The following is a 24,125-nucleotide window of genomic DNA, read 5'->3' on the forward strand; positions in this document are numbered from 1 at the left end:
TGCAGTCAGTACAGCGCGTTCAGTCCATTGTTGCGTTCGGCATTGTTCATGAGCGCGGTTGCGTGGGCATCTAGAGCTCCCGCTCCATCACCGCATCGAAATTGGTTACGGGCGGAAATGCTTCCTTGTCGATCACGACGTCGATGACGAACGGATCGGATGCCTTCATCGCCGTCGCCATCGCTGTTGCGAATTCCTCGCGATTGGTCGCGCGCGCGCCTCTGGAGCCGAGCGCGATACCGGTGGCGGCAAAGTCCACCCGCCCGAAGTCGTTGGCCTGAGCGACCACGTTTCCGTTCCAGCGATATTTCTGCTCATGGTATTCGAAAGCGAGCGCGCTGTTGTTCATGATGATGATGACGACGGGGAGGCGGTATCGTACCGCCGTCTCGATGTCGGCCAAATGATAGCCGGCGCCGCCGTCACCGGTCACGCACACCACCTTTTCGGCTCGCGCCATCTGAACGCCGAGCGAGGCGGGCAGCGCCCAGCCGAGCGAGCCGACAGCACGGAAGAACGAGTCGTAACGCAGGCTCGGATACAGCACCCCAGTCCAGGCCGCCATGTAGCCGGTGTCCGCGACGAGGGTGATCTCGCCGGCATAGCGGGAGAGCTCGTCTAGGACCGAAAGCGGCGAAAGCACGGCATTGCCGGACGCCGCGGCAGTCAGCTCGCGGTGGCGCGCGGTCCATCTGTCGGCATCGGCGCGGCAGCGCGCGAGCCAATCGGGCGCGGCCTTGACGCTCTCGCGCTTGGCGAGGTTGAGCAGATCCGTGAGGAAGACCCTGATGTCGGCGAGAATTCCGAGACGAGGCGCGTAGGTATTGATGAGAGCGACGGGGGCGTGATCGATCTGGATCACGGTCGCCCGGCGATTGGGCAGCGTATAGCCGTTGGTCGCGAGGCCACCCAGTCTGCTGCCGAGCGCCAGGATGCAATCGGCCTCTGCCACGAGGCTGTTGGCGGTCACGGACGAATAGCGGCCGACAATGCCGCAGAAGTTCGGATGCGAGGCCAGAATGGCGGGCTTGCCGCCGGCCGTGGCCACTAGCGGGATGCCGGCGAGCTCCGACAGGAGCGCAAGCTCCGCCCACGCGCCTGCCAGTCTCACGCCTTCTCCCACGAACAGCACCGGTCGCTCTGCTGTCCTCAGCAGATCCAGCGCCGACGCGAGGTCGGACTGATGTGGCGCTGCCTTGTTCGCCGCATGTGCGGGACGCCGGTCGGGCGGATTCGGAATCTGCGAGGCGCCGGGCAGGGCGAAGAAATTCTTCGGCACGTCGAGATGTGTCGGCCCGCAGGTCGGCGTCGCCGCAATCTGCAGCGCCTGCGACACGAGGCTGCCGGTCATCTCGGGCGCGGCGACAGCGCCGTTCCATTTGGTGACCGGCTGGAAGATCACGTGCTGGTCGAGATCCTGATACTCATTCATGTGCAAGGCTTGCGTGGCCGTCGCGCCGGTCAAGGCGAAGACTGGCGATTGCGCCCAGACCGCGTCCGCAAGCGCCGCGGCGACATTTGCCGCACCCGGCCCGGCCTGTCCGTAGGCGGGCGCCACGCGGCCGCTCGCGCGGGCATAGCCGTCGGCCATGTAGACCGCGCTGGCTTCGCTGCGTGCCACCACCATGCGGATGCCGGCATCGCGAAGCGCGATCCACAAAGGCTGGTCGCCGCCGGTCAGGAGAAAGAATTTTTCGACGCCGGCACTCTTGAGTGCGACGGCGATGTCGGTGGCTACGTTCCTCGTCATTTCTGCTCCCGGCCTGCAGGGCTTTGTCATTCGCCCTGCTATAAAATTATGTAATACCGTATTATGATGGGTGGCTATTTGTCAAACCGACAGGTTGAGCCTGAGGCCGTAGGCAGCCCGTTTTCGAAATCGCTCGACGATCATAAAAAATAGCTAATACGATAATACTAGATGGATTGATTTATTTACCGGCGACGAGGTGCTCATGAAGAAGTATCAGATGTACATCGGGGGGAAGTGGGAGGATCCAGCCTCGGGCGAGTGGTTCGAGACTCTCAATCCCTACACCGCCGAGCCGTGGGCTCTGATCCCGCGCGGCAATGCCGAGGACGCTGCGCGCGCGGTTCAGGCCGCGCATCGCGCGATGCATGTCGGCCCGTGGCCGAAGCTCAATGCCACCCAGCGCGGCGCCCTGATGCGAAAGCTGGGCGATCTCATCGCGGCCAATGCGGAGCGGCTGGCCGAGATCGAGGTGAAGGATAACGGCAAGCTGATCAGCGAGATGCGCGGCCAGCTCAACTACATTCCGCAGTGGTACTATTACTTCGGCGGCCTCGCCGACAAGATTCAGGGCTCGGTCATCCCGATCGACAAGCCCAACATGTTCACCTACACAAAGCACGAGCCGATGGGGGTCGTGGTCGGAATCATCCCCTGGAATTCCCCGTTGATGCTGGTTGCGTGGAAGCTCGCTCCGGCGCTCGCGGCGGGAAATACCTTGGTGCTCAAGCCATCGGAGTTCACCTCGGCGTCACTCCTCGAAATGATGTCGCTGGTGGAGGAGGCGGGCTTCCCGCCCGGCGTCATCAACGTCGTCACCGGCTTGGGCAACGAGGTTGGACCAGCGCTGGTCGAGCATCCCCAGGTCGCCAAGGTCGCGTTCACCGGCTCCGACGCCACCGGCCAGAAGATCTACGAAGGCGCCGCGCGCGGGCTGAAACGCGTCAGCCTCGAGCTCGGCGGCAAGTCGCCCAACATCGTCTTCGATGATGCCAATCTCGACAATGCGGTCAATGGCGCGATCGCCGGGATATTCGCGGCCGTCGGCCAGGCCTGCATTGCCGGATCGCGGATGCTGGTGCAGGAATCGGTTCACGACGCCTTCGTCGAAAAGCTCCTGAAGGCAGCGTCCACGATCAAGATGGGCGACCCCATGCGCGACGACACCCAGGTCGGGCCCGTCGCCAACCTGCCGCAGTTCGACAAGGTGCTCGCCTATATGGAGATCGCCAGAAAGGACGGAGCCCATCTGGCCCTGGGAGGCGATCGTGCCCGCCGGCCGGAATGCGGCAAGGGTTTGTTCGTCGAGCCCACGGTGTTTACCGGCGTCAGGAACAACATGAGGATTGCGCAGGAAGAGGTGTTCGGTCCGATTCTCTCCGTGATCCCGTTCCGGGACGAGGAAGATGCCATCGAGATCGGCAACGATATCCTGTTCGGTCTCGCAGCTGGCGTCTGGACGCAGAACATGCAGCGCGCCCATGTGATGGCCGACCGGCTGAAGGCGGGCATGGTATGGGTCAACACCTACCGCATGGTGAGCTACATGGCTCCTTTCGGCGGCTACAAGCGCAGCGGCCTCGGCCGCGAGAACGGCATTGAAGCCATCAATGAATACATGCAGCCCAAGACCGTCTGGATGAGCAGCGGCGACGAGCCCTATCCGTTCGTTCTCAGATAGGCCGTCCGAGCGCCATGATGCTGGCGCGACGCGCCAGGATCAATTGCCAAATATCCGTATTAGATACGATCAAAATTAATGACCGCTTGGATCAACCCGGCGGCGCCAAAAGGGAGTGGAACCCATCATGAGAGCCGCATCGGCCGTTGCCTTGGCCATTTCGGGCCTGTTTCTGTCTATACCCGCTCAGGCGCAAAACAAGGACGTCTCAAAGCCCGTCGTCCTGACTGGCGCCACGCTGATCGACGGACTGGGTGGCAAGCCGGTCGCGGATTCCATTCTCGTCATCGAGGACGGCCGCATCTCGGCGGTTGGCGATGCGAAGTCGGTGAAAGCGCCGGCCGGCGCGGAGGTCATTGACCTCAAGGGCAAGACGATCATGCCCGGCATGATCTCCGACCATTCCCACATCGGAATCGTCCGGGGACTCAAGGCGAGTCCCGATAACTACAATCGCGACTACATCCTGTCGCAACTTCGGCAATGGGAAGCCTACGGCGTCACCACGATCACGTCGTTAGGCTTGAACGCGCCGGAGTTCTACGACCTGCGCGCCGAGCTGCATGCGGGCAACGTGCCCGGCGCGGATATTTTCGGTGCCGACCGCGGCATTGGCGTCGCCATGGGCGCGCCACCGGTGGCGATCGTCCCGGTCGGTCCGAACCAGATCTACCGCCCGGATACGCCGGAGGCGGCGCGGGAGGCCGTGCGGGAGATGGCGGGGCGCAAGACCGACCTGATCAAGCTCTGGCTCGACGATTTCGGCAAGCTGCTGCCGGTCAAGGTCAAGCCGGAAGTCTACACGGCTGCCGTCGACGAGGCCCACAAGAACAAGCTTCGTGTCGCCTTCCACATCAATGATCTGGAAGATGCCCAGGCGGCCTTGAAGGCCGGCGCGGATATCCTGGCCCACGGCATCCGGGACAAGGAGATCGATCCGCCAACGATCGACCTCATGAAGACGGGCGCTGCCTGGTACGTGCCGACCCTGGCGCTCGACGATTCCAATTTCATCTTTGCGGACAAGCCGCAGGTCACCGCCGATCCGTTCGTGAACAGGGCGCTCGATCCTGCTGTCAAGACGCAGCTGGAAGATCCGGCATGGCAGCAGAAGGTTCATGATGCTCCCGGATCGGAGCGCGCCCGGAAGGCACTGGCGATGAACCAGAAGAACCTGATGACGCTCTATCGAGCCGGCATCAATATCGGGTTCGGATCCGATTCCGGCGTAGGCCTTCGCTTCCCCGGCGTTGCCGAGCATCGTGAGCTCGATCTCATGGTCGAGGCAGGTCTCACGCCGCTTCAGGCGTTGACGATTGCGACTAGCGGCGCTGCGAAGCTGCTCAAGCTGGAGGACCGCGGGGTGTTGCAGGCGGGCAAGCTCGCCGATCTCGTCGTGCTCGATGCCGATCCTTCGGTCGACATCGCCAACGCCCACAAGATCTCGGCCGTCTGGCATCGCGGACGGCCGGTTGCCGGGGCGATCGCGACATTCGCGCAACGATAACGATCATGGATGGCGGCGATCGGACGTGTGTTCCGGTTGTCGTCTTCGGTTCGGCCGCGACCCGAGCAGGCCTCGGCCGGACACGCTGCTCTTGATAATAATCCGGGGAGAGACGCATGGGAAAGCTCACTCGACGTGCCATCGTTGCGGCGGCGCTCGCCGCGCCGTTTGCGGCCAGAGCCCAGGAATGGCCCGCGGGCCAGATGAAATTCATCGTGCCGTTTCCCGCCGGCGGAACGCTTGATGCGATCGCGAGGCTGGTCCAGCCGGGCTTGCAGCAGCGGCTTGGCACCACGATCATCATCGAGAACCGTGCGGGAGCCGCGGGCAGCATTGGCGGCGCGGCGGTCGCAAAATCGCCGCCGGACGGCCGCACCTGGCTGTTCGTGTTCGATACCCACGCCACCAATCCGGTGACCCAGCCGAGCCTGCCGTACAATTCCGAGACGGACCTCGATCCGGTGATGCTCGTGGGTACGGCGCCGAACATCATCGCCTGCCAGCCTTCACGGCCGTATCAGACGCTGGCCGAGCTGATCGCGGCGTCGAAGGCGAAGCCGGGCGGATTCGGATTTGCGTCGGCCGGCACTGCGAGCCTTGGCCACCTGACCATGCTGCTTCTCGCCAAACGCTCCGGCGCGCAGTGGGTGCACGTGGCCTATAAAGGGGCCGCTCCCGCCGTCAACGACGCGATCGCCGGACATATCGACCTGATCATCGCCGCAACCACGGTGCTCAACAGCCAGATAGAGGCCAAGCTGCTACGCCCGCTCGCCCAAACTGGCTCGACACGGCACCCGACCCTGCCCGATGTGCCGACGCTCGTGGAAAGCGGGTTTCCCGATCTGGTTGCGACGCCATGGTGGGGCCTGTATGCGCCAGGAAAGACGCCAAGGCCGATGATCGAGCATTTCCGCGCCGAGATGAGCGCAGTGCTGAGGGAGGAAAACGTCACGGAAAGGATAAACGCGATGGGTTTGACGATCGTCGCCAGCGATCCCGACTACATGCGAAAATTCTATACGGAGCAATCCCGGATCTGGGGACAGGTGGTGCGCGACAACGGCCTCAGCGTCGATGGCGGCTAGCAGGCCGGCACACGAACTGGCTTGAGATCATTGCCTAGGCTGTTACGCGCCCCACGGGATTATCCGGCATCGCATCGCGCCTGGGCCGTCCTCGCGGGCGTTTTGCCCGAAGCGCGGCCTCGGCATCCAGCGCAGCCTGGTGTGCCGCCGCCGCCTCGAGCTGCTCAAGCACTTTGAGCGTCGCCTTTGCACCCATGTTGACGTGGTTTACGGCGGCCTGCCAGGCTGCCTGAGGCTTCCGGGCCATGATGGCGTCGATGATCCCATGGACCTCGACGGCATTCTCTTTCAGGCGTTCGGGCTGCGCCAGGACGATCGGACGAAGATAGCTCAATCGCGCGCGAATGACGCTGACGAAGCCCTTGATGACGCTGTTCGACGAAACGCTCATCAGGAATTCGTCGAGCTCGTTCTTGCACGCGAGCACCTTGGCGATGCTGCCGGACTTGAAGGCGCGGTCCAATTCCCGCTTGAGCTTCTGCAAGTCCTTGATCTGACCTTCCGAAATCTTCTCGGCGGCCGTCCTCGCGGTCAGCCCTTCCAACATGGCCCGGACCTCATAGTGCTGCCGTGCCTCGTCGGGCGACACCCGAGCCACGACGGGACCTTGATTGGGAATATTGTCGACGATGCCTTCTGCCTCGAGCTGTCTCAGGGCCTCGCGCACGGCCGTTCTACTGACACCGGTCCATGCGCACAGCTCGCTTTCTTTCAACCTCTCCCCCGGTTGAAATCGACCATCAATGATCGCCGTACGAAGGTTGCTTGCGACTTGCTGTCGAAGCGGGGCAGCCGTGACGGGCACGCGCTGAACTTTGGAAGCTTTCACCCAAGGAAGTCCTGATTCTGATCGAACAAATGCGATGATACAATACTATGTGGTTTTGCCTTTATTTGGCAACGGACATGAGCACGGCCAAGGCCCCTCCCAGCCAGACGCGCAGGCGGGATGGGTGCAAGCTATTTACCGGGGGCGCGGCGTTCGACGAGACCGACAAGGGAACAAGGCGCTGCCGCCACGGCCGGGCGTGATGCTGCGCGAGGAGCCGCTGTCGGCGCAACCGGCGATCACGAAAGCGGCTCTTGCGGAGCGCATTCTCTACAGTTCGACTGACTTTCGCTGGCACGCCGGGATCGTGCCCGTGAGCGGAACGCTCTATCTGCCGGCGGGAGCACCGCCAGCAGGCGGCTGGCCCCTGCTGGCCTGGGCACACAGTACCCTGGGCGTCGCGGACAGCTGTGCGCCGTCCTGGACCGGGCACAAGCCGCGCGATGCCACCTACATCGCGCGATGGCTGGAGAGCGGATTCGCCGTCGTCGCGACGGACTATCAGGGGCTCGGCGGACCTGGGCCGCATCCCTATCTCAACTGGGCAGCCGAAGGGCGCTCCGTGCTCGACGCCGTCCGTGCGGTGCTCGCCGCGCATGCCGACAAGCTCGCGACGAAAGTCTTCATCACCGGACAGTCGCAAGGGTCGGGCACGGCGTTGGGCGCAACGACCGTTGCACCAAGCTATGCCCCCGATGTGCCCTTGCTCGCCACCGTCGCCACGGGACTTGTATCGACATTTCCCGACGGTCCTTGCCCGCCGGCGGAGCCGTTCACGATCGGCTCGCCTATCTATCTCACGCTCATGATGCTCGGCGGCTCGCTTCCAGATGAGACCTCCGTCGACAAGCTCGTAACGGAGAAGGGCGGACTCGTGCTGCGCGCCGCACGCGAGAGCTGCACCGGGGAGATGCGCGCCATTGCGCAGAAGGGAAGCGTCATGGCCGAGAATGCCTCCGAGCTTTCCGTCTCCGACGGACATGAAGCCCGGCCTACCGGTGCCCGTTCTCCTGGGAACAGGACTTGCCGATTCCGTGCTGCCGCCGCTTCGGCAATCTGCCGCCGTTGCCGCCTTGTGCGGGGCCGGCAATGACGTGGTTTGGAAGACCTATCCAGGCGTCACCCACAATGGCGGCGTCAATGCCGCTTTCCGGGATGCGCTGGCGTTCTTCAAGGAGGTGCTGGCGGGACGAAGCCTCGAGGTAGTTGCGCGGGCATGGCCGAGCCGGGCCCTCCGACTGATCCGGCGCAGGGCATGCCGTTCAATGATTGACGACGATCCTCGATAGCTTGAGGATCAGCTTCTCATGCAGGTCATCCGCGCATGAGAACTCGCGCCACCCTGCAATGCTAATCGTTCGCCCCTGCCGCGATGAGTGAGATCGTTACGGAGCCTTTCAGCGCGTCTCCTGGTTCGAGAACGACAGTTCCGGTGCCACCATGCCCGTCAGCGAACAGATTGAATCCGTCCGCAACGTGGCTGACGGGCTCTGCACAGAGATGCCGTGCATCCGCCGGCCGATGCAGCACGAAGTGAGAAAATATCGGATCCGCCCGCATCTCGATCCGGTCTCCGTTCGTCCGATCGATGACGCACAGTCCGCGCCATCCACTGCGATAAAGCGTCACCTCACCGGGTGGAAACGGACCAGCGCTGGCCGGGGCAGAGCGATTCTGCGGGAGCGTGGCGCGATAGTCAGAAGTCACCGGCCAGTCGATCGGGGCGTCGAACGCGACGCGGTCGTCCGGGTCGTGCTGGAAATAGGGATGAAGGCCGATCCCACCCGGCATCGGCGTTTGCCCCTCGTTCCGAAGCGACAGGGCAAGGAAGGCGCGGGTCGGTTCAAGATCGATGTCGAGCGTCGCGCTAAACGGCCAAGGCCATTCGGCGCCTGCCGCATGAACATGCCGCATCGTTACGTGTGATTGGGTCAGCGATATCGTCTCCCAGACCATCCGGTGGGCATGTCCGTGCAAGGTATGCGGACGGGCATCGGGATGCGGCGGCAGCTCATATCGCTTACCTTGGAAGAGAAGGACCCCGTCCTTGATGCGGTTACTGTAGGGGACGAGCGGATAGATTCCGCCCTTGGGCCAGTGCAACAAGTGCGCCGGCCCGATCCCGGTCGGAAACGGCCGCAACACATTTCGCGCAACGTCGTCCCGATCGCAGCTGCACAGCCGGAGCAAAGTTATGCGTCCGCCCACCGCCGCAGAGAAGCCGAGACGAGCTGCACCCGCCATCAACTGACGCGTCGCATTCATGAAATCTCCCTCAAACTCTCGGGCCTGATTTCCGGGTCGATCGTCATCATCCTTCGTCATGCATCGCCGCTAGCAATACTGCGATTGGCGGAGTGTTGCACGCGCAGGAAGCGACGGTCTTGACGCGCGCCGCCTGTCGTTTCAGTGCTCCGCCGACTCCGAGACAAACGCGGCTAGCTCTGGAGTCGCCGGAGTGCGCAGGATGTCCGAAGAGCCCATCTCATGTACCTTGCCGTCCCGCATGTAGATCACTCGGTCCGCCACCTTGCGGGCGAAGGCCATTTCATGCGTCACCAGGATCATGGTCATGCCGTCGGCTGCGAGCTGCTCCATGACGCGCAGCACCTCCCCGGTGAGCTGCGGGTCGAGCGCCGATGTGACTTCGTCGAACAGCATCAGTTTGGGTTCCATGGCAAGGCTGCGGGCAATGGCTACGCGCTGCTGCTGCCCGCCGGAGAGCTGCTCCGGATAGCAGTCCATCTTCTCGCGCAGCCCGACCTTGGCGATCACCGTATCGGCGATCTCGCGCGCCTGCCGCTGCTTCATGCCTTTCACCATGCGCGGAGCCAGCATGATGTTCTGGGCGACCGTCAGGTGAGGGAAGAGATTGTAGCTCTGGAACACGATTCCGACGTCGCGCCGGAGCGACTTGAGGTCGACGTCGTCATCGTGGAGCTCATGGCCGCAGATCAGCATCGATCCGCCTTGAATCGTTTCCAGGCGATCCATGCAACGAAGCGCCGTGCTCTTGCCCGATCCGCTTTGGCCGATGATTGCGGCGACCTCGCCCCTGTTCACGTCGAAGGTGACGCCCTTGAGGACTTCCAGATCGCCAAAGCTCTTGCGAACATCCTTGAGTTCAACGATTGGCGACATTGAGTTTCCTTTCGAGAGCTCTGCTCTGGACCGACAGCGGATAGCAGATCGCGAAGTACATCAGCGCCGCGATCCCGAAATAGAGAAATGGCTCGAACGTCGCATTGTTGATGATCTTCGCATTGTAGGAGAGCTCGGCGTACCCAACGACGAGTGAAGCGATCGATGTGTTCTTGACGATCTGGACCATGAAGCCGACCGTCGGAGGAATGGCGATGCGCAGGGCTTGCGGCAGGATGACCGCCCTCATGCGCTGCCAGCGGTTCAGGCCGAGGCACTCGGCGGCCTCCCACTGAGGTCTAGCCACCGCCCGAATGCAGCCGCGCCAGATCTCGCCGAGATAGGCGCTGCTGTAGAGCGTGAGCGCGAAGGTGGCGGCCGGCAGCGGAGACAAGGAGTCGTAGCCCAGGATGCTCGGCCCGTAGAAGCACAGGCCCATCAGGACGAGCAGCGGAAGCCCCTGCATGATCTCGATATAGGCTGCTGCCCCGCGTGAAATCACCCATGTCGGTGAGGTGCGGGCGAGCCCGACGATGAACCCGACGAGGCCACCGAACAGGAAGGTTAGCATGCTCAAGACGACGGTCGCCCATAGTCCCTGGAGCAGCGAGAAGGTGTAAGCGCTATTCATTTGCCATCTCCCATCACTCAGAGAGGGGTCCCGAGCCTGCGGCGACGGGGAAACATCGCAAGTCCCAGCAGCGTAAAGCCAGCACGCACCACCACGGCGAGGAGCAGATAGATGATGCCGAGCACGACGAAGATCTCGAAATTGCGATACGTCTCGCTCTGGATGCGATTCGATATGCCGAAGAGCTCCTCGACGCCAACGGATGAGACGATGCTCGAGGCCAGCATCAGGAGAACATATTGGCTCGACAGCGCGGGATAGACCCGCTCGAGCGCCGGCCGAATGATCACGTGCAGATACGTCTGGGTGCGCGACAGGCCGAGGCACGTCGCGGCCTCGAGTTGACCACGGTGAATCGATTCAATGCCCGCCCGGACGATCTCCGTCGTGTAGGCGCCGATGTTGACGGTCAGGGCGAGGGTCGCGCCGAGCAGGATGGGCAATCGGATTCCCATGCTCGCAATGCCGAAGATCAGGAAGTACGACTGGACCAGCAGAGGCGTATTGCGGATGAACTCGACGTAAAGCGAGACGACCCACCGGGCCCCGGCCGGTCCGTCGGTCCGGGTGATGGCGCAGAATGCGCCGATCAAGATGCCGAACACGGTGGCGAACAAGGTGAGGCGCAGCGTCGTCCAGACGCCCTCCAAGAGGAGCGGCCAATACGCCAGCACGGCTCCGAAGTCGAAATTGTAGGTCATCGGGCTGCTCGCCTCATCCGGGTCGCGACATCATTGAGACGCTGCAATGACTTCCTTGGGCATATCGACGCCCTGAAACTTCCTGAAGATCGCCTGGAGTTTTCCGTTGGCGATGTTCTTCTTCACCCAGCCATCGACCCATTCCTTCAAGTCCGTATCCTCCTTGCGCATACCGACTCCCATGGGCGCGGTCCGCAGGGGCAGCTTCAGTTCGAGGTCCTTCGCTGGGTTTTTCTTGTTGATGAGATCGACCAGGGTCGGAACCTGGGCGACCAGATCAAGCTGGTTGGAGACAACCGCCGTCATGGTCGTGGCCTCATCCTCAAATCGCACGATTTCCGCGTCACGAGGCGCGGCTGCGGTCACATCCGCATCGTTCGTCGTGCCGCGCGTGACCGCAATGCGCTTTCCTGACAAGTCGGCGAAGGTCTTGATCTGCATGCTCTTCGGCGCCGCGACGTAGGAGGTGGCGCCCGAATAGGGCAGCGAAAACGCGATAAGCTTCCTGCGCTCGTCGGTGATCGACAATGCAGAGATGACGGCGTCCGCGCGATGCGACATCAGAAATGGAATACGGTTGGCGCTGTTCGTTCCAACGATTTCCATCTTCACGCCGAGATCGGAGGCGAGGAGCTTGGCAGTCTCGACCTCCGACCCGGTAGGATTGAGGGTTTCGTCCTTGAACGCCCACGGCGGCACGCTGAGGTCGATCGCAATACGAATGACCCCTGCCGATTTGATTTTCTCAAGCGTATCGGCTGTCGCGGCTTGTCCCATGACAGCCAGCGCGATCGCAGCTATGGCCAGATTCTTGACAAAAATCCTCATTCAACCCTCCCGGACGGAATTTCTCGATCAATGTGGTGGTGGATGCACCTGCCAGTTTTGTCGCGATGTAACGCGAGCCCCTTCGGGCTCACTTTGCGCTGGTGACCTCAGGCGGGAGCTCAATGCCGAAATAGCTTTTGTAGATGGCGTTTAGGCTTCCATCCTGAAGGCTCTTATCGATCCATTGATTGATTTTTGCCTCAAGCGCGCCTTCACCTTTCTTGAAGCCAACGCCCGTGACGTTAGTCTTGAGAACGATTTTCGGCTCAAGAGCGATCGCGGGATTTTTCTTGTTAACGGTCGTCAGCAAGGCAGGAGCGGTGGCGTAGCAGCTCGCCTGGCCGCTCAGCAGCGCCGTGATCGACGTCGCGTCGTCTTGGAACCGCACGATCTCGGTGCCGGGCAACGCCGATTTCGTGATCTCGGCATCATTGGTGCTTCCTCGCGTCACCGCAACGCGTTTACCGATTAGGTCTGCGAGCGTCGATACGGGGGCCGCCTTGGGGGCTCCCACCACGATCTGTATGGCGCCGTAAGGTTTCGAGAAATCGATGACCTTCTTGCGTTCGTCGGTGATCGACAGCGTTGAGATCACGACGTCAGAGCGCCCGGCGATGAGATGGGGAATTCTGTTCGCGGGCGTCGTCGGGATCAGCTCGAGCTGAAGCGACCAGTCCTTTGCCAGTTTTTTCGCAATCTCGACCTCGGAGCCGGCGTACTCGCCCTTTTCGTCGACGATGGAGTAGGGCGGCGCTGCAGGGTCGATCGAGATGGGAATCCTGCCTCTCGCCTTGATGTCAGCGAATAGATCGGCCCTGCTCGGTGCTGCGGCGAGGCAAACGCACACGGCAATCGCGCCCGTTGCGATGGACGTGACAAGTCGAAAAGGCGTTCGCAAGGCGATCCTCCCAGAGACTGCTGAACGTTTTTGATTGTTCGTGACGTTATCGGGTGTCGGCGTTGAGGAGAAGCGCATCATTCTTGTCCGAAAATCGCTGTCTCACCTCGTGAGACTGCCAGTCATGGCGGCTCGGATGCACTGTCGCGATAAAGGGAGACCGTCGCTTGCGTTGACACAAGGCAAGCTTTCACTGTCCTTGCGAGCCGACCGTTCCGTCAGCGGCCGTCCGTCATGAAGGAGAATAAGAGCCCGATCTGCCCATCCAGCATATGCGTGCCGTCTCGCGTGGCACAGCCGAGCTTGGTGGCCTCTACAAGCAGCCTTGTCGGGACCGGATCTGTAATGACGTCGGCGACGACCATGTGCGTCGCAAGCTGGGCTGGATCGACGGGAAGGGGATCGCTGTCCCGCAAGCCTGCCGAGGTCGCATTGACGACGATATCGCACTCTCGGGGAACGGCGGTTGCGATGGAAACCTTGCCAGGATAGGCCGCGCTGAGCTTGTCGAACAGCGTATCTTGGCTCTTGGAGTTGATGTCGTGGAACGTCAGGTGGCGGGCGCCTTCTTCGAGCATGGAGACCCCGATCGACGATCCCGCGCCGCCGGCGCCGACCATGAACACGTTCTTGCCGGCGATGGTGTGGCCCGCTTTTTTCAAGCCGGCAGTGAGGCCCGCCCCGTCGAAATTATCGCCGTACCAACGTCCGTCATCCTCGCGTCGCATCGCGTTAATCGCGCCAAGCACCTTGGCGCGGTCGGATAGCCGATCGCAGTGCGCGAGCGCGCCAAATTTATGAGGTAAGGTGATGAGAATGCTGTCGATGTTGGGCATCGCCTTGAGCACAGGGAGCGCCGTGTCAAGGTTGTCCTTTTCGATGTGCAGAGGCACCAGAACGCCGTCGTAACCGGTCTCTTGCATTCGCGCCGTCAACCAGCCCGGCGCGAGAACCTGCGCAATGGGCGAACCGATCAGCGCGTGCACGCGCGTCTTTCCCGTAAGTGCTGTCGCCATGGAAGGAGACCCAAACTCGTTTCTGCTGCTCAGGACAATTTCGGCGCCGCCGAGGGCGGTGCCATGGCATAGCCTCTGCCCTCGTAGTCGAAATCGTGCAGCTTGTTGACTGGCTCGGCCTTGTTGACGGGTGAGGCATAATAGGCGCGGATCTCGGCGATCCGCGTGGTGTCGTCGTTGAAGACGTACCATTCGTCGCCGCGGAGCACCTCGCCGGTAGCCGTCTTCCAATGCGTCCATTCGATCACGGCCTCGCGCCCGCTCTCGCCTGCGAGCACCTTCTCGATTGTCCAGCGCGACCCTAAGGTCTTGACGCACCACACCCAGCCGTCCGCGATCGCCTTCGCGCCGCGCCAGGGCGCGCCCGGCAGGCCGGGTGGGAAGTAGTGGACGGCGTCGCTGGTGAAGCAATCGAGCAGAGCCTGATGATCTGCAGCGTTGCAGGCGTCGAAGTATCGCCGAACGAGAGCTTGCGCTTGCTTGGCCTTGGTGGGTGCCGTCATGGGGTCACTCCGCCGCTTGCCGGGCACGCCATTCGGCATATTCCTTTAGCGTTGCCTCGTTCGGTGGATACGTCCCCCAAAGCGGCGCGCCAGCGTCGATCTTGGTGAATAGGAATTTTTCGCGCAGCTCCTGCTCATTCGAATCCGCGGCGAGCTCGTCGGCAATAGAGCGGGGAATGACGACGACGCCGTCGCTGTCGCCGACGATGATGTCGCCGGGATAAACGGCAACGCCGGCGCAGCCGATCGGCAATTGCATGTCGACGGCGCGGTGATAGGCCGGACGCGTCGACGCTGTGTTGGCCGTGCAGTAAGCCGGAAAGGGCATTTTTGAGATCTCCGTGCCATCGCGAAACGCGCCATCGGTGACAGCGGCCGCCACACCCTTTCGCATCATGCGCGTCATCAGCATGTTTCCGGCCGAAGCTGCCCGGGGGTCATTGCGGCTGTCGATCATCAGCACCTGGCCTGCGCCGATCGCTTCCACCGCTTCCCACTGCATGTTGTCCTCGCCGCGCTTTCTCAGGTCGGACAGATCCCAGTCCTTGTCTTCGCGCGATGGAATGAACCGAAGGGTAAAAGCTTCACCAGCGAAGGATCCGGCATCCCGATTGAGCGGCGATACGCCGACGAGAAACTGCTGGCGGTAGTTGCGTTTGAAGAGCTGCGTAGTGAGCGTCGCTGTAGAGCATGCCTTGAGCTTGTCGAGGGTTTGTTTAGCAATCGGAGCCATGTGGGTCGTTCTCTTTAGGGAAGTTTGCGATCAGGTGTCAGGAAATGGCGGCCACGGCCTCGTCGACCATGTCGAACATCGAATATCTGGGCGCGTAGCCGAGGAGGGCGCGCGCCTTGGCTGAGCTGCCGTGTGTTCGTCCCAGTTCGACCGGAATTCTGGCCTCGACGACGCGCCGGCCTGTTTTCCTGGCAAGATATGGAATGAACTCGCCGAGGCTCACCGGGCTTGTGGGCGCAAGGTTGAAGGTTTCGCCGATGGCTTCGCGTTTGTCGAAGATCAGCAGCAGGCCCTGAACGATGTCACGGACGTCGACCAGTTCCTGCGTATGCGGAATGTCGTTCGAGTCCTTGGCCAGAAGCAATGGCTCGTCGGGGCTGACGAGGGGCTCGAGCACCGCCAGCACCTACGCGAGTTCGCTGTTCGACGTGGTTCCGGCGTGATGCGTGCTGCTCGCCTTGAGGCTGCGGACGCGGCTGTTGACGTAGAATGCAGGGCCCGAATATTCGCCATTGGGATCAATGATCTCCTTGGCCGCTTCGGTGTGGGAAAACACGGCGGTCGAGATATCGAGCGACGTTTCGCTGCGGTGATAGAACCTGATCATGTCCTCACCGAGCACCTTGCTCAAGCCGTAGAATGTGTAGGGCTCCTTGGGATGGTTCTCGTCAGTCGGCCGGTAGCGCGCAAAGCGCGTCGGATAGACTTGGTCGCTGGATGCGAAGACCATGCGAACATAGCGCTTCAGTGCCTCCGCGCTCGCCGCCCGCAGCACGTTGTAGGTTCCGACGACGTTGACGTCCCAGAGGAGATCGCGCGCCGACGGTTGAAACGAGATGACTGCCGCCATGTGAAAGACGGCCTCGACGCCGTTCATGACATGGGCAACGTCCTCGAAGCTCGCGAGACTGCCGGTGTGGCAGGCTATTCCCGACGATTCCGTTGCGATGCGGTTCGGGTCGCCAGGGACGGCGATGGTGCGGATGTTGTGGCCGCGCGCCTTCAAGGCAGCGGACAGCACGCCGCCCACTCTTCCAGTCGCGCCGGATACGAAGATTTCCATGTTTCCATCCCTGCAATATCCTCGATCGCGCTCCGCGTGGTGGACGGAACACTCGCTGAGAAGGGCATCGGAAGGCTCGCCTAGCTCAGTGCCAACACCATAGCTCTCGTTGTCGTCGGAGAAAGGCGAATAAGTGGAGAGGTGAGGCGGACGTCTCACATCGTGAGATCATGCGTGCGCCGCGTATCGCCCGATGACATCATGATCAGGTTCAAAGCCGATGCCGACGCTGTGCGATGCGCTCACGACTCCCGTTGTCGGCAGTGGGGTGGCTGCGAGCCACGCCACTGGCTCCACGAACAAGAATTCGACCAGCGTCTTCTCCGACATCAGGGGCATCATCGCCAAGGTGGCGAAGTACCCGGGCCCGAAATATGGCGTATGCGGCATGGCGATCTTACCGCTGCGTTCACAGGCAGCCAAGACTTGCGCGAACTCGGAAATGCCCCCAACCTTGGTCATGCTCGGCTGCGGATAAGTGACGGCGTTGATGATCCGCCTGAAATCGAAGGCCGTGCTGGCGTTCTCCCCAGTCCCGACAGGGATGCCGGCCCTCTCGATCTCCGCCATGCTCTGGTAATCATCGGGCGGGAAAACCGGCTCCTCCACCCACAGAGCATTGCAGGCTCGGAACGTCTCGCGCAGGCCGATTGTCTCCTGCATCGACCAGGCGCAATTGGCATCGATCATCAGCGAGATGTCGGGTCCGATAACTTCTCGGGCGTGCTTGATGACCTCAGGCGCGATTTCGTGCAGCTTGATGTGCCGGTAGCCGAGATCGAGCGCCCGCTTGCACTGTTCGGCCACCAAGCCCCTGTCGCCATACCTGACGAGGCTCGCATAGGCCGGGCGATGGGCGGGTGCGCTCGCCCCCAGAAGGTGCCAGAGCGGCACGCCCTGCCGCTTGGACTTCAAATCCCACAGGGCGATATCGACCCCGGAGAGCGCGAACAGCGTAATGCCATAGCGGCCAAAGAGATGAAGCTTCTTTTGCACCTCCAGATTCCAGGCAGTAACATCGTCGATGCGTGCCATGGTCACAAACGGCGCGATCATGTGATCGACGGCCGCCTTCACCGCCTCCAGGCAGAAATAGGCAAAGGCGTCACCCCAGCCGACATGCCCGTCCTCATCCTCGATGCGGATTAGCACCATGTCGAGGGTATGCCATCGAGACGGTGTGCCACCCGTGCCAGGCCCGCCATCGGTAAATGGGATGCGTATCGGAAAGGTTTGTAGTGAAACGATCCTTGGCACGGAGTTGCTGTCGGTCATGACGCGATTGGCTTTCCTCAGAGCGTTGCGATCGGATCGGCGAGGCCCCGCTCGCCGACATCGATCGAGAGCAGGTGTCCCGACAAGGGGGCGTTCGCGAGGCTTTCGCGAGACAGGCCGGTGCGCGCGCTCGTCACGAAGAGCTCCGACAGAGACGCCCCGCCGAAGGCGATGCCGGTGGGCCTTGGAATGGGGAGCGCGACGGTTCGTTCGATCTCTCCGCTGTCATTGAGCTTGATCACGCTCCAGCCATCCGACAAGCCGATCCACGGGTTGAAATGTTCGTCGACCGCGAGGGTGCAGGGAGCGCCCGCAACCTTCGGGATATCGGCGAATTTGCGCTTCCGACCCGTCTTCCGCTCCAGCAAATAGACGCATTGGCGGGATGGTTGCGTCGCGAACAGTCCGGCATCGTCGGCAAAGGCGATATCGGTCACCTGGCCCTGTATCTCGAAGATCGGCTCGATACCCGAATGCCTTCGCCACGGGCCGATCCGGCTGAGATTGGGCTCGGCACCGTAGGCTGCTGCCCAGATCTCGCCGTCTCGACAGACGCGCAGCACTTTGAACGAAAGACCCGGCTTTCCTTCAATCCGCTCCTGATTGCCCGACAAATTGTCGATCACGATGTCATTGCCGACTGAAAAGGCAACGCCGCGCTCGACAAGGCACAGCGAGTTGATGCTCTCAGACAGAGCCTGCAGCGAGATCACGTAGGGATGTCCGCCCTCGGCCCGTATGGCAGGAGCCAACAGGTCAGCCCAAACCAGGGTGTGCGCGCGTGCATCCCAGCGCGGCGCCCCCCCAATGAAGGCAGCGCTCTTTGTCCATACTTTGTAACCGCCCGGATCATGCCGGGCGCTCTTAATGGCAGGCGCCAGCAGGCTGGAAATCCGCTTGGCGACATCGACGAGTTCCTGCCCCAGTCGTTCGGCGCGCTCGGCCGTAATACGAAATGTCGGGCCCGCCACGCTGATAGCCGCGAGCGGCTTTCCGGAAGGATCAAGGATGGCCGTTCCGACGCAACGAGTGCCGAGGATAATCTCTTCGTCATCGATCGCGTAGCCTCGAGCGCGGACAATGGTGAGATGGGCCTTCAACTGCTCGGGATCGCAGATCGTCTTGTCAGTGAATTTGCCGAGACCATTGCGCAGCGCAAGTTCGACCTGCGCGTCGGATAGATGAGCGAGGATCGCTTTGCCCTGACTCGTGCAGTGCATCGGTTTCAGCGCACCGAGCCTGGCGTTGGATCGTTCGGAATGTGCGCTCTCGAAGCGGCCGAGGGAGAGAACGTGATGACCTTCTTGAACTGCAAGATAGGCGGTCTCACCGGTCAGATCGCGCAATCGCCTCAATTCCACGGTCGCGATCGATGCCAGATCCGATGATGACCAGGCGTTCTGCGCGAGATCGAGGAAGTTGAAGCCGAGCGTGTACGCTTGCGTGCGTGGGTCGGCCCGGATCAGTCCGCGCGAGATCAGCGCCGCAAGGATGCGGTATAGCGTCGCCCTGGGGATGCCCGTCTGCTCGGCGAGGCGCATCTGATCCAGCAGGCCCGGTGATCTGCCGATCAACTCGAGGATGTCGCAGGCCTTACCCAGCAGCGCCGTTCCGGCGACGTTCTTGGGATGGATCAGCTCTGGTGACCACTCAAGCTCATTTTCGGGCATGGCGCGATTTTAGTTTCATTGGATGAGACTATCCAGCCTGCGGCAGGCGGAATACCACCCGGTCCGGCCGAAATGCCCACATACTGAGACTCGATGAGTTGAGCCGAACCGGCGCGTCGTCAAGCTTTTGCTAGCGGCGCCGGCTGCCGGCTTCGTCTCGGAAGGCTAGTTCGCGCAAGCGCTGGAAACCAAGGGTCGTCTGTACGTCATCTCGGCCGACATTTAACCCGGCTATCTGTGCTGATAACTTGGCTATCTGTGCGGCGCCGGCCATACGCGAGTTAGAGGACTTCAGTCAATTCAGGCCATGCAACGAGGTAAGCAGGCGCAATGCAATTGCGAAGAGTTCGTTTTGAGAAGCAATACCTAGCTTCCTGTAGGCACGCTTCCGATAAGTCAATGTCGACTGCAGGCTGATGGCCAAATCGGCAGAAATCGCCTCGGAACTGAAGCCCGAAAGAATGCGCAGGCACACTTCTCTTTCGCGGCCCGTCAGGTGTGTCAGCGGGGCGATCGTTGAGAACAGAAGTTCAAGTTTATGGAAGGGATTGTGATCCGGTGCGATCTGAGCCTGAAAATGACGCGCCACTGTGGCGCCAACGCCAGGCGCGATCCGGTTCAGCCGCGCGACCTGTTCGGAGTTGAAGCGGCCCTGCGATATCGTTCGGTAGAAGTTCGCATAGAAGCAGGTATGCTCGACCCAGATCGCCGTTGCGAACTTGTCGACAATATCGGCATCCTCGAAGAAGATCTTGGCGTATCTTGCGCTGTACATCCGCCGCGCAAAGGTCGGCAGCACGATCGGCGAGACACTCGCCCGTTCGCGAAAGATCACATCGCGATTTGGATCAGCAAGATGAAAGTGGCTTGAATAGGCCGCACCGAGATCGGGGCCGATCGGGATATTGCCGATATCAAGAAGGCAGCGTGCCGTCCGCTCGTCAGCGAACGTAAAGACCATGCAGTGATCGACGCCTGCGATGCGTCGCAATGTATCGATCAGGGCTTGGGGGAATACGGGTCGCCCAATCGCCAGCACTGCAGGCGCGATGTCGCTCTCGCCCGGCCCTTCCATGGTTTCCTCCATATTAATCTGCTTCTTCCGCAAACTTATCAGCCACGTTCCGATCCTGGAAGCGGCACCCGCTGTCGGTGGATTACCGCACTATCCGGACGTGACGCTGGACGTCGAGTTTCACCTTCATTCGTTGTCTGGCTCCAACCTCCCTCGGACTCGGCTCGAAAGGCTTTGACGGATTCCGATCCGCGGCGTCCTTGACAATACGAAACGTATTGTATTGTAATTGGCTCGCCATCCATCGAGGATCACATCCAATGAGCGATTTGAAGGACGAGAAAACCGTCGGGCTTGCGGCAGAACGCAAATACAAGCCGGTGCGACGGATCGTAACCGGAGAAGACAGCCAGGGGCGCTCCATGATCGTGACGGATGGGCCTACGCCGAATGTCACGATAACGAGTTTTGCGTCGGTGGCGCAGGTTCCTTGGGCCACGGGCTTAGCCGCAGCACCTGGAGACGATCCGGCGCCTGCTGGTCACTCCTTCGGGTTTCACTCCGAAGGCGGCTCGTTGCTGAGGATCGCCGACTTTCCGCCGGATGAAGAGATCGACACCGCTCGGCTCGCTGAATTCCTCGCCAAAAATGAGGTTCTTGGAGAGCGGCCCGGTCGGCATTTCTGGTTTCACAAGACCCATTCTCTCGACTACGCGATCGTGCTGGAGGGCGAGATCTTCGCCATGATGGACAATGGTGAGACGCTCATGCGCGCCGGCGATGTCCTGATTCAGCGCGCAACAAGCCATAGCTGGTCAAATCGATCGGGCAAGCCATGCCGCATGGCCTTCGTGCTTCTCGCACTTCCGGATGGTGAAAGCTGAGTGACGGGTCCGTCATCTCGACGGACACGTGATCACGTGGCGAGGCGACTCTCGCCCGCCCGCGAGGTGGGCGAAGTCCGTGCGAGTGGAGGATGTCAAATGCCGCGTCGTTTTCGACAAGATGCTGTCAAGCTCCCGAATGGACTTGAAATGCACTACCACGAATGGCCGGGACAGCAACCGACGCTGATATTCCTCCATCCCTCCCTTGGCTATGGCCGGATGTGGGAATTCATGGCGGAAGCGATGGGGGATCGGTTTCACATCTACGCTCCCGACCAACGCGGGCATGGTCGTACCGACAAGGTCGACGGCGACTATTCGGCGCAAGAATACGCCGAAGACCTTGCGATCTTCATGCAGGAATTGGGAATCGATCGTGCGGTCCTTGTCGGGCATTCCCTCGGAGGGCGTGTTGCTCAGGTATTCGCGGCCCGATATCCGCAGCGTGTGTCGGCCCTTGGGCTGATTGCCGGCCCTCATCTCAGCAACTTTTATGGTACGCGCGACAGTGCGCGAAGTGTCCTCGAAGGCGCGTACGGCACGATAAGCCATCCTGATGAGTTCGGATCGAAGGAGGAGGCCTATGCCTTCATGAGGCCGATAAAGCCTTTCACCCACGATCCGGATGCCGCGCTCCATCATCGAATTGAGCATAACTATGTGCATACCGACGATGGTCGGTTGATCCCGCGGTATGACAAGATTCGAGTCGCGCAGGGGCTTGCGCACCTGAGCTATAATCTGCGTCCCTACGCGGCACGGGTAGAATGTCCCGTCCTGATCTTGCGGGCCAGCCTGGGCGCCGCGCTTACGCGCGAACAAGCCGATGAAATCGCACGCTTCTGGCGAAACGCGCATGTGGTGGACGTCGAGGGGCACTACGCCCTTCAATTGGAAAACCCCGCGGGCGCAGCAAAGGCCATTACGACATTCTTGTCGAATGCTGGGGTGCTCTAAGTCGCTTGCACGTTCACTGATCCCGAGGCCGACAGAGAGGCCGAATCTCTTCGGAGCTCACCTTTCGAACGTCGTTGCTCTCATAAAGCGTGCGGCATCGGGCCGCCGTGGCGAAAGGGCCTCCCGGAATGGCGAAGCCCACGCCCGGTGCAGGCCGCAGAAAGAGGAGGTCAGGTGCACCGAGCCGGAATTCTCTCGGGCGCAGCGTTTTCAGCACCACCTCGGTTGCTCAGTCGGGATGGGCGCAACCGCCACGGTTCTTGCGAAGGGGAGTGGCCTCCTCGCTGGATGCGTTAGAGAAATGGTTGGCAAGCAGGTAATCATAGACTGCATCTATCGATAGTCTCCGCTACGAACCGCATTGGAGATCACGCCTTGCAGCATTTCGACGTCGTCATTTCAGGTTGTGGGCCGACCGGCGGCGTGCTGGCAAACCTCCTGGCCGCGCAGGGCCTGAGCGTCTGCATCGTGGAACGGTTCCCGGAGGTGTATCCGACTCCGCGGGCCATCGTTCTGGACTGGGAGGCGATGCGCGCGCTGCAATATTGCGGCGTTGCCCACACCCTCTTCCCCAGCACGCGGCCACATCCTGGAACGGACTTCCTCGGCGTCGACGGCGAGATTATCAAGCTGTTCGATCCGGCCCCGCCACCCTACGCGCTCGGCTGGCCGTCGACCTCGACCTTCATCCAGCCGGAGCTCGAAAAGATGCTCCGGCGCGCGCTCAGCTTGCGGGCGAACGTCACCATGAAGCTCGGCTGCACGGTCGCGGACTTCACGGAGGATACCTCTCGTGTCATCGTCACGATTGCTGACAGCGCGACCGGCGCCCGTGAAACCGCGACTGCCGCGGTCCTGGTCGGCTGCGACGGGGCCAATAGCGAGATTCGCAAGCGTCTCGGTTTCAGTCTTGAGGACTATCGCTTCGACGAATGGTGGATCGTGGTCGATGCCTGGCAGCTTTGCGACACCGAGCTGCCGCGCAAGACCACGCAATATTGCTGGCCGTCGCGGCCGGCGACCTATGTCGTCGGCCCCCGCAATCTGCGCCGATGGGAGATCAAGCTCCTGGCGCACGAGAGCCCGGCCGATTTTGACGATCCGGCGCGGTTGCGCGCGGTGATGGCGAATTATGTCGACATCCGCTGCTTCGACATCTGGCGCAGCGCAACCTACCGCTTTGCGGCGCGGGTTGGAGATCGTTGGGCGAGCCGGCGCGTATTCCTGGCCGGCGACGCCGTCCATCAGACGCCACCTTTTCTTGGCCAGGGTCTCTGCGCGGGTCTGCGCGATGCCTTCAATCTGGCGTGGAAGCTCGTCTTTGCGCAGCGTCACGGCTGGTCCGATGCCCTGCTGTCGACCTACGAGACCGAGCGGAAGCCACATGTCGCAAAGGTCATCCAGCACGCCAAGGAGTTCGGCCTCATCATCGGCGAAATGGACGAGGCCCGTGCGCTCGAGCGTGACCGGACGCTACGCGCCGAACTGCGCGAAGGCCGGATGACGACGACGCGCCAAGCCTTCATTCCCAATCTGGCGAACGGCATTCTCGTCGATGATCCATTGTCGGGAAGTCTCATGGTTCAGCCGGAGATCGTCAGCCAGGACCGCGCCCGGCTGATGGACGACATTTGCCCGATGGCCTTTCTGTATGTGACTGCCAATGCGGCCGCGCAGGCGTGGATGGAGCCTCACGCGGATGCTTGGCGGCGCATCGGTGGCCAACGGATTGTCATCCAGTCGTCGGCGCAGCCGGCGCCAGATGGCGTCACCGCGCTCGTCGAAGCCGGCGACATTTTTGCCAAATGGGCCGCCGCCAACAGCACGGCGGCGGTGATCGTCCGCCCCGATCGCTATGTCTATGCCACGGTCCAGGACGAGAACGATCTGGCGTGCAAGCTCACGCGTTTGGATGCCCAATTGGGGCTCGCTGACTGAAGCAGGAGAGACGA

Annotated in this window: 24 protein-coding genes; 8 read left to right on the forward strand and 16 right to left on the reverse strand. The window is 61.7% G+C overall.

What is annotated here, in order from left to right:
* Positions 1 to 70: 70 nt before the first annotated feature.
* Entirely contained in the window at positions 71 to 1,750 is a 1,680-nt protein-coding gene (locus tag AYJ54_RS22685) for a thiamine pyrophosphate-binding protein (protein ID WP_063702335.1), read from the reverse strand.
* Positions 1,751 to 1,955: 205 nt separating this feature from the next.
* Between AYJ54_RS22685 and AYJ54_RS22690 the strand changes: the two genes are divergently transcribed.
* The 3 genes from AYJ54_RS22690 to AYJ54_RS22700 all read left to right on the forward strand — a co-directional run bounded on the left by AYJ54_RS22690 (position 1,956) and on the right by AYJ54_RS22700 (position 6,026).
* Positions 1,956 to 3,431, forward strand: a complete 1,476-nt coding sequence (locus AYJ54_RS22690) for an aldehyde dehydrogenase (RefSeq protein WP_063702336.1) — start codon at positions 1,956 to 1,958, stop codon at positions 3,429 to 3,431.
* 127 nt (positions 3,432 to 3,558) lie between these two features.
* The gene (locus AYJ54_RS22695) at positions 3,559 to 4,938 is read left to right on the forward strand and encodes an amidohydrolase family protein (protein WP_063702396.1); all 1,380 of its coding nucleotides are present in this window, start codon (positions 3,559 to 3,561) and stop codon (positions 4,936 to 4,938) included.
* Positions 4,939 to 5,054: 116 nt separating this feature from the next.
* Complete coding sequence (locus tag AYJ54_RS22700; RefSeq protein WP_063702337.1) at positions 5,055 to 6,026, forward strand: Bug family tripartite tricarboxylate transporter substrate binding protein; 972 nt, start codon at positions 5,055 to 5,057, stop codon at positions 6,024 to 6,026.
* Positions 6,027 to 6,060: 34 nt separating this feature from the next.
* Here AYJ54_RS22700 and AYJ54_RS22705 read toward each other — a convergent pair whose 3' ends face one another.
* On the reverse strand, positions 6,061 to 6,855 hold the full coding sequence (locus AYJ54_RS22705; RefSeq protein WP_082905807.1) for a GntR family transcriptional regulator: 795 nt from the start codon (positions 6,853 to 6,855) through the stop codon (positions 6,061 to 6,063).
* A 124-nt stretch (positions 6,856 to 6,979) separates the two neighbouring features.
* On the opposite strand from AYJ54_RS22705, the gene AYJ54_RS22710 reads away from it, so the two are divergent.
* On the forward strand, positions 6,980 to 7,948 hold the full coding sequence (locus AYJ54_RS22710; protein ID WP_245329101.1) for a lipase family protein: 969 nt from the start codon (positions 6,980 to 6,982) through the stop codon (positions 7,946 to 7,948).
* Complete coding sequence (locus tag AYJ54_RS54330; protein WP_245329102.1) at positions 7,836 to 8,144, forward strand: prolyl oligopeptidase family serine peptidase; 309 nt, start codon at positions 7,836 to 7,838, stop codon at positions 8,142 to 8,144. Before AYJ54_RS22710 ends, AYJ54_RS54330 begins: the two co-directional genes overlap by 113 nt.
* A gap of 61 nt (positions 8,145 to 8,205) precedes the next feature.
* Here the strand turns inward: AYJ54_RS54330 and AYJ54_RS22715 are convergent, their stop codons facing one another.
* From AYJ54_RS22715 to AYJ54_RS22780, 14 genes are all read right to left on the reverse strand, one after another.
* Positions 8,206 to 9,180, reverse strand: a complete 975-nt coding sequence (locus AYJ54_RS22715; protein WP_063702340.1) for an aldose epimerase family protein — start codon at positions 9,178 to 9,180, stop codon at positions 8,206 to 8,208.
* A gap of 81 nt (positions 9,181 to 9,261) precedes the next feature.
* Complete coding sequence (locus AYJ54_RS22720; RefSeq protein ID WP_063702341.1) at positions 9,262 to 9,996, reverse strand: amino acid ABC transporter ATP-binding protein; 735 nt, start codon at positions 9,994 to 9,996, stop codon at positions 9,262 to 9,264.
* Positions 9,980 to 10,627, reverse strand: coding sequence for an amino acid ABC transporter permease (locus AYJ54_RS22725; RefSeq protein WP_063702342.1), 648 nt, complete (start codon positions 10,625 to 10,627; stop codon positions 9,980 to 9,982). Before AYJ54_RS22725 ends, AYJ54_RS22720 begins: the two co-directional genes overlap by 17 nt.
* Positions 10,628 to 10,644: 17 nt before the next feature.
* The gene (locus AYJ54_RS22730) at positions 10,645 to 11,328 is read right to left on the reverse strand and encodes an amino acid ABC transporter permease (RefSeq protein WP_063702343.1); all 684 of its coding nucleotides are present in this window, start codon (positions 11,326 to 11,328) and stop codon (positions 10,645 to 10,647) included.
* 30 nt (positions 11,329 to 11,358) lie between these two features.
* Entirely contained in the window at positions 11,359 to 12,156 is a 798-nt protein-coding gene (locus tag AYJ54_RS22735) for a transporter substrate-binding domain-containing protein (RefSeq protein WP_063702345.1), read from the reverse strand.
* 88 nt (positions 12,157 to 12,244) lie between these two features.
* A complete protein-coding gene (locus tag AYJ54_RS22740) occupies positions 12,245 to 13,132 on the reverse strand; it encodes a transporter substrate-binding domain-containing protein (RefSeq protein ID WP_082905818.1) in 888 nt (295 codons plus the stop codon).
* Positions 13,133 to 13,272: 140 nt separating this feature from the next.
* Positions 13,273 to 14,040, reverse strand: coding sequence for a shikimate dehydrogenase family protein (locus tag AYJ54_RS22745; RefSeq protein ID WP_161491891.1), 768 nt, complete (start codon positions 14,038 to 14,040; stop codon positions 13,273 to 13,275).
* Positions 14,041 to 14,099: 59 nt separating this feature from the next.
* The gene (locus tag AYJ54_RS22750) at positions 14,100 to 14,573 is read right to left on the reverse strand and encodes a nuclear transport factor 2 family protein (protein WP_063702352.1); all 474 of its coding nucleotides are present in this window, start codon (positions 14,571 to 14,573) and stop codon (positions 14,100 to 14,102) included.
* A gap of 4 nt (positions 14,574 to 14,577) precedes the next feature.
* The gene (locus AYJ54_RS22755; protein ID WP_063702353.1) at positions 14,578 to 15,306 is read right to left on the reverse strand and encodes a ribonuclease activity regulator RraA; all 729 of its coding nucleotides are present in this window, start codon (positions 15,304 to 15,306) and stop codon (positions 14,578 to 14,580) included.
* A 37-nt stretch (positions 15,307 to 15,343) separates the two neighbouring features.
* Complete coding sequence (locus AYJ54_RS22760; RefSeq protein ID WP_063702355.1) at positions 15,344 to 15,712, reverse strand: NAD-dependent epimerase/dehydratase family protein; 369 nt, start codon at positions 15,710 to 15,712, stop codon at positions 15,344 to 15,346.
* A complete protein-coding gene (locus tag AYJ54_RS22765; RefSeq protein ID WP_063702357.1) occupies positions 15,713 to 16,369 on the reverse strand; it encodes an NAD-dependent epimerase/dehydratase family protein in 657 nt (218 codons plus the stop codon).
* Positions 16,370 to 16,537: 168 nt separating this feature from the next.
* Positions 16,538 to 17,644 carry a mandelate racemase/muconate lactonizing enzyme family protein gene (locus tag AYJ54_RS22770; RefSeq protein WP_063702359.1) on the reverse strand — a complete coding sequence of 369 codons (1,107 nt, stop codon included), beginning with the start codon at positions 17,642 to 17,644 and terminating at the stop codon, positions 16,538 to 16,540.
* Between the two features lie 17 nt (positions 17,645 to 17,661).
* A complete protein-coding gene (locus AYJ54_RS22775) occupies positions 17,662 to 19,314 on the reverse strand; it encodes an IclR family transcriptional regulator domain-containing protein (protein ID WP_063702360.1) in 1,653 nt (550 codons plus the stop codon).
* 295 nt (positions 19,315 to 19,609) lie between these two features.
* Positions 19,610 to 20,401 (reverse strand): helix-turn-helix transcriptional regulator, encoded by a 792-nt coding sequence (locus tag AYJ54_RS22780; protein ID WP_063702362.1) that lies wholly within the window; start codon positions 20,399 to 20,401, stop codon positions 19,610 to 19,612.
* A 248-nt stretch (positions 20,402 to 20,649) separates the two neighbouring features.
* Between AYJ54_RS22780 and AYJ54_RS22785 the strand changes: the two genes are divergently transcribed.
* The 3 genes from AYJ54_RS22785 (at position 20,650) to AYJ54_RS22795 (ending at position 24,111) form a co-directional block, all read left to right on the forward strand.
* A complete protein-coding gene (locus AYJ54_RS22785; RefSeq protein WP_063702364.1) occupies positions 20,650 to 21,213 on the forward strand; it encodes a cupin domain-containing protein in 564 nt (187 codons plus the stop codon).
* Between the two features lie 99 nt (positions 21,214 to 21,312).
* Positions 21,313 to 22,173, forward strand: coding sequence for an alpha/beta fold hydrolase (locus AYJ54_RS22790; protein ID WP_063702366.1), 861 nt, complete (start codon positions 21,313 to 21,315; stop codon positions 22,171 to 22,173).
* A gap of 375 nt (positions 22,174 to 22,548) precedes the next feature.
* The gene (locus AYJ54_RS22795; RefSeq protein WP_063702367.1) at positions 22,549 to 24,111 is read left to right on the forward strand and encodes a bifunctional 3-(3-hydroxy-phenyl)propionate/3-hydroxycinnamic acid hydroxylase; all 1,563 of its coding nucleotides are present in this window, start codon (positions 22,549 to 22,551) and stop codon (positions 24,109 to 24,111) included.
* The last annotated feature ends 14 nt before the right edge of the window (positions 24,112 to 24,125 follow it).

It is taken from the genome of Bradyrhizobium centrolobii (assembly GCF_001641635.1).
In the GTDB taxonomy this organism is placed as follows: Bacteria; Pseudomonadota; Alphaproteobacteria; order Rhizobiales; family Xanthobacteraceae; genus Bradyrhizobium; species Bradyrhizobium centrolobii.

Bases quoted from the DNA above. Each gene is read 5' to 3' on its own strand.
- AYJ54_RS22735 (WP_063702345.1), bottom strand. From the start codon at position 12,156: ATGAGGATTTTTGTCAAGAATCTGGCCATAGCTGCGATCGCGCTGGCT.
- AYJ54_RS22730 (WP_063702343.1), bottom strand. From the start codon at position 11,328: ATGACCTACAATTTCGACTTCGGAGCCGTGCTGGCGTATTGGCCGCTC.
- AYJ54_RS22725 (WP_063702342.1), bottom strand. From the start codon at position 10,627: ATGAATAGCGCTTACACCTTCTCGCTGCTCCAGGGACTATGGGCGACC.
- AYJ54_RS22695 (WP_063702396.1), top strand. From the start codon at position 3,559: ATGAGAGCCGCATCGGCCGTTGCCTTGGCCATTTCGGGCCTGTTTCTG.
- AYJ54_RS22750 (WP_063702352.1), bottom strand. From the start codon at position 14,573: ATGACGGCACCCACCAAGGCCAAGCAAGCGCAAGCTCTCGTTCGGCGA.
- AYJ54_RS22690 (WP_063702336.1), top strand. From the start codon at position 1,956: ATGAAGAAGTATCAGATGTACATCGGGGGGAAGTGGGAGGATCCAGCC.
- AYJ54_RS22785 (WP_063702364.1), top strand. From the start codon at position 20,650: ATGAGCGATTTGAAGGACGAGAAAACCGTCGGGCTTGCGGCAGAACGC.
- AYJ54_RS54330 (WP_245329102.1), top strand. From the start codon at position 7,836: ATGAAGCCCGGCCTACCGGTGCCCGTTCTCCTGGGAACAGGACTTGCC.
- AYJ54_RS22790 (WP_063702366.1), top strand. From the start codon at position 21,313: ATGCCGCGTCGTTTTCGACAAGATGCTGTCAAGCTCCCGAATGGACTT.
- AYJ54_RS22780 (WP_063702362.1), bottom strand. From the start codon at position 20,401: ATGGAGGAAACCATGGAAGGGCCGGGCGAGAGCGACATCGCGCCTGCA.
- AYJ54_RS22715 (WP_063702340.1), bottom strand. From the start codon at position 9,180: ATGACGAAGGATGATGACGATCGACCCGGAAATCAGGCCCGAGAGTTT.
- AYJ54_RS22775 (WP_063702360.1), bottom strand. From the start codon at position 19,314: ATGCCCGAAAATGAGCTTGAGTGGTCACCAGAGCTGATCCATCCCAAG.
- AYJ54_RS22720 (WP_063702341.1), bottom strand. From the start codon at position 9,996: ATGTCGCCAATCGTTGAACTCAAGGATGTTCGCAAGAGCTTTGGCGAT.
- AYJ54_RS22765 (WP_063702357.1), bottom strand. From the start codon at position 16,369: ATGGAAATCTTCGTATCCGGCGCGACTGGAAGAGTGGGCGGCGTGCTG.
- AYJ54_RS22700 (WP_063702337.1), top strand. From the start codon at position 5,055: ATGGGAAAGCTCACTCGACGTGCCATCGTTGCGGCGGCGCTCGCCGCG.
- AYJ54_RS22755 (WP_063702353.1), bottom strand. From the start codon at position 15,306: ATGGCTCCGATTGCTAAACAAACCCTCGACAAGCTCAAGGCATGCTCT.
- AYJ54_RS22770 (WP_063702359.1), bottom strand. From the start codon at position 17,644: ATGACCGACAGCAACTCCGTGCCAAGGATCGTTTCACTACAAACCTTT.
- AYJ54_RS22685 (WP_063702335.1), bottom strand. From the start codon at position 1,750: ATGACGAGGAACGTAGCCACCGACATCGCCGTCGCACTCAAGAGTGCC.
- AYJ54_RS22740 (WP_082905818.1), bottom strand. From the start codon at position 13,132: ATGCGCTTCTCCTCAACGCCGACACCCGATAACGTCACGAACAATCAA.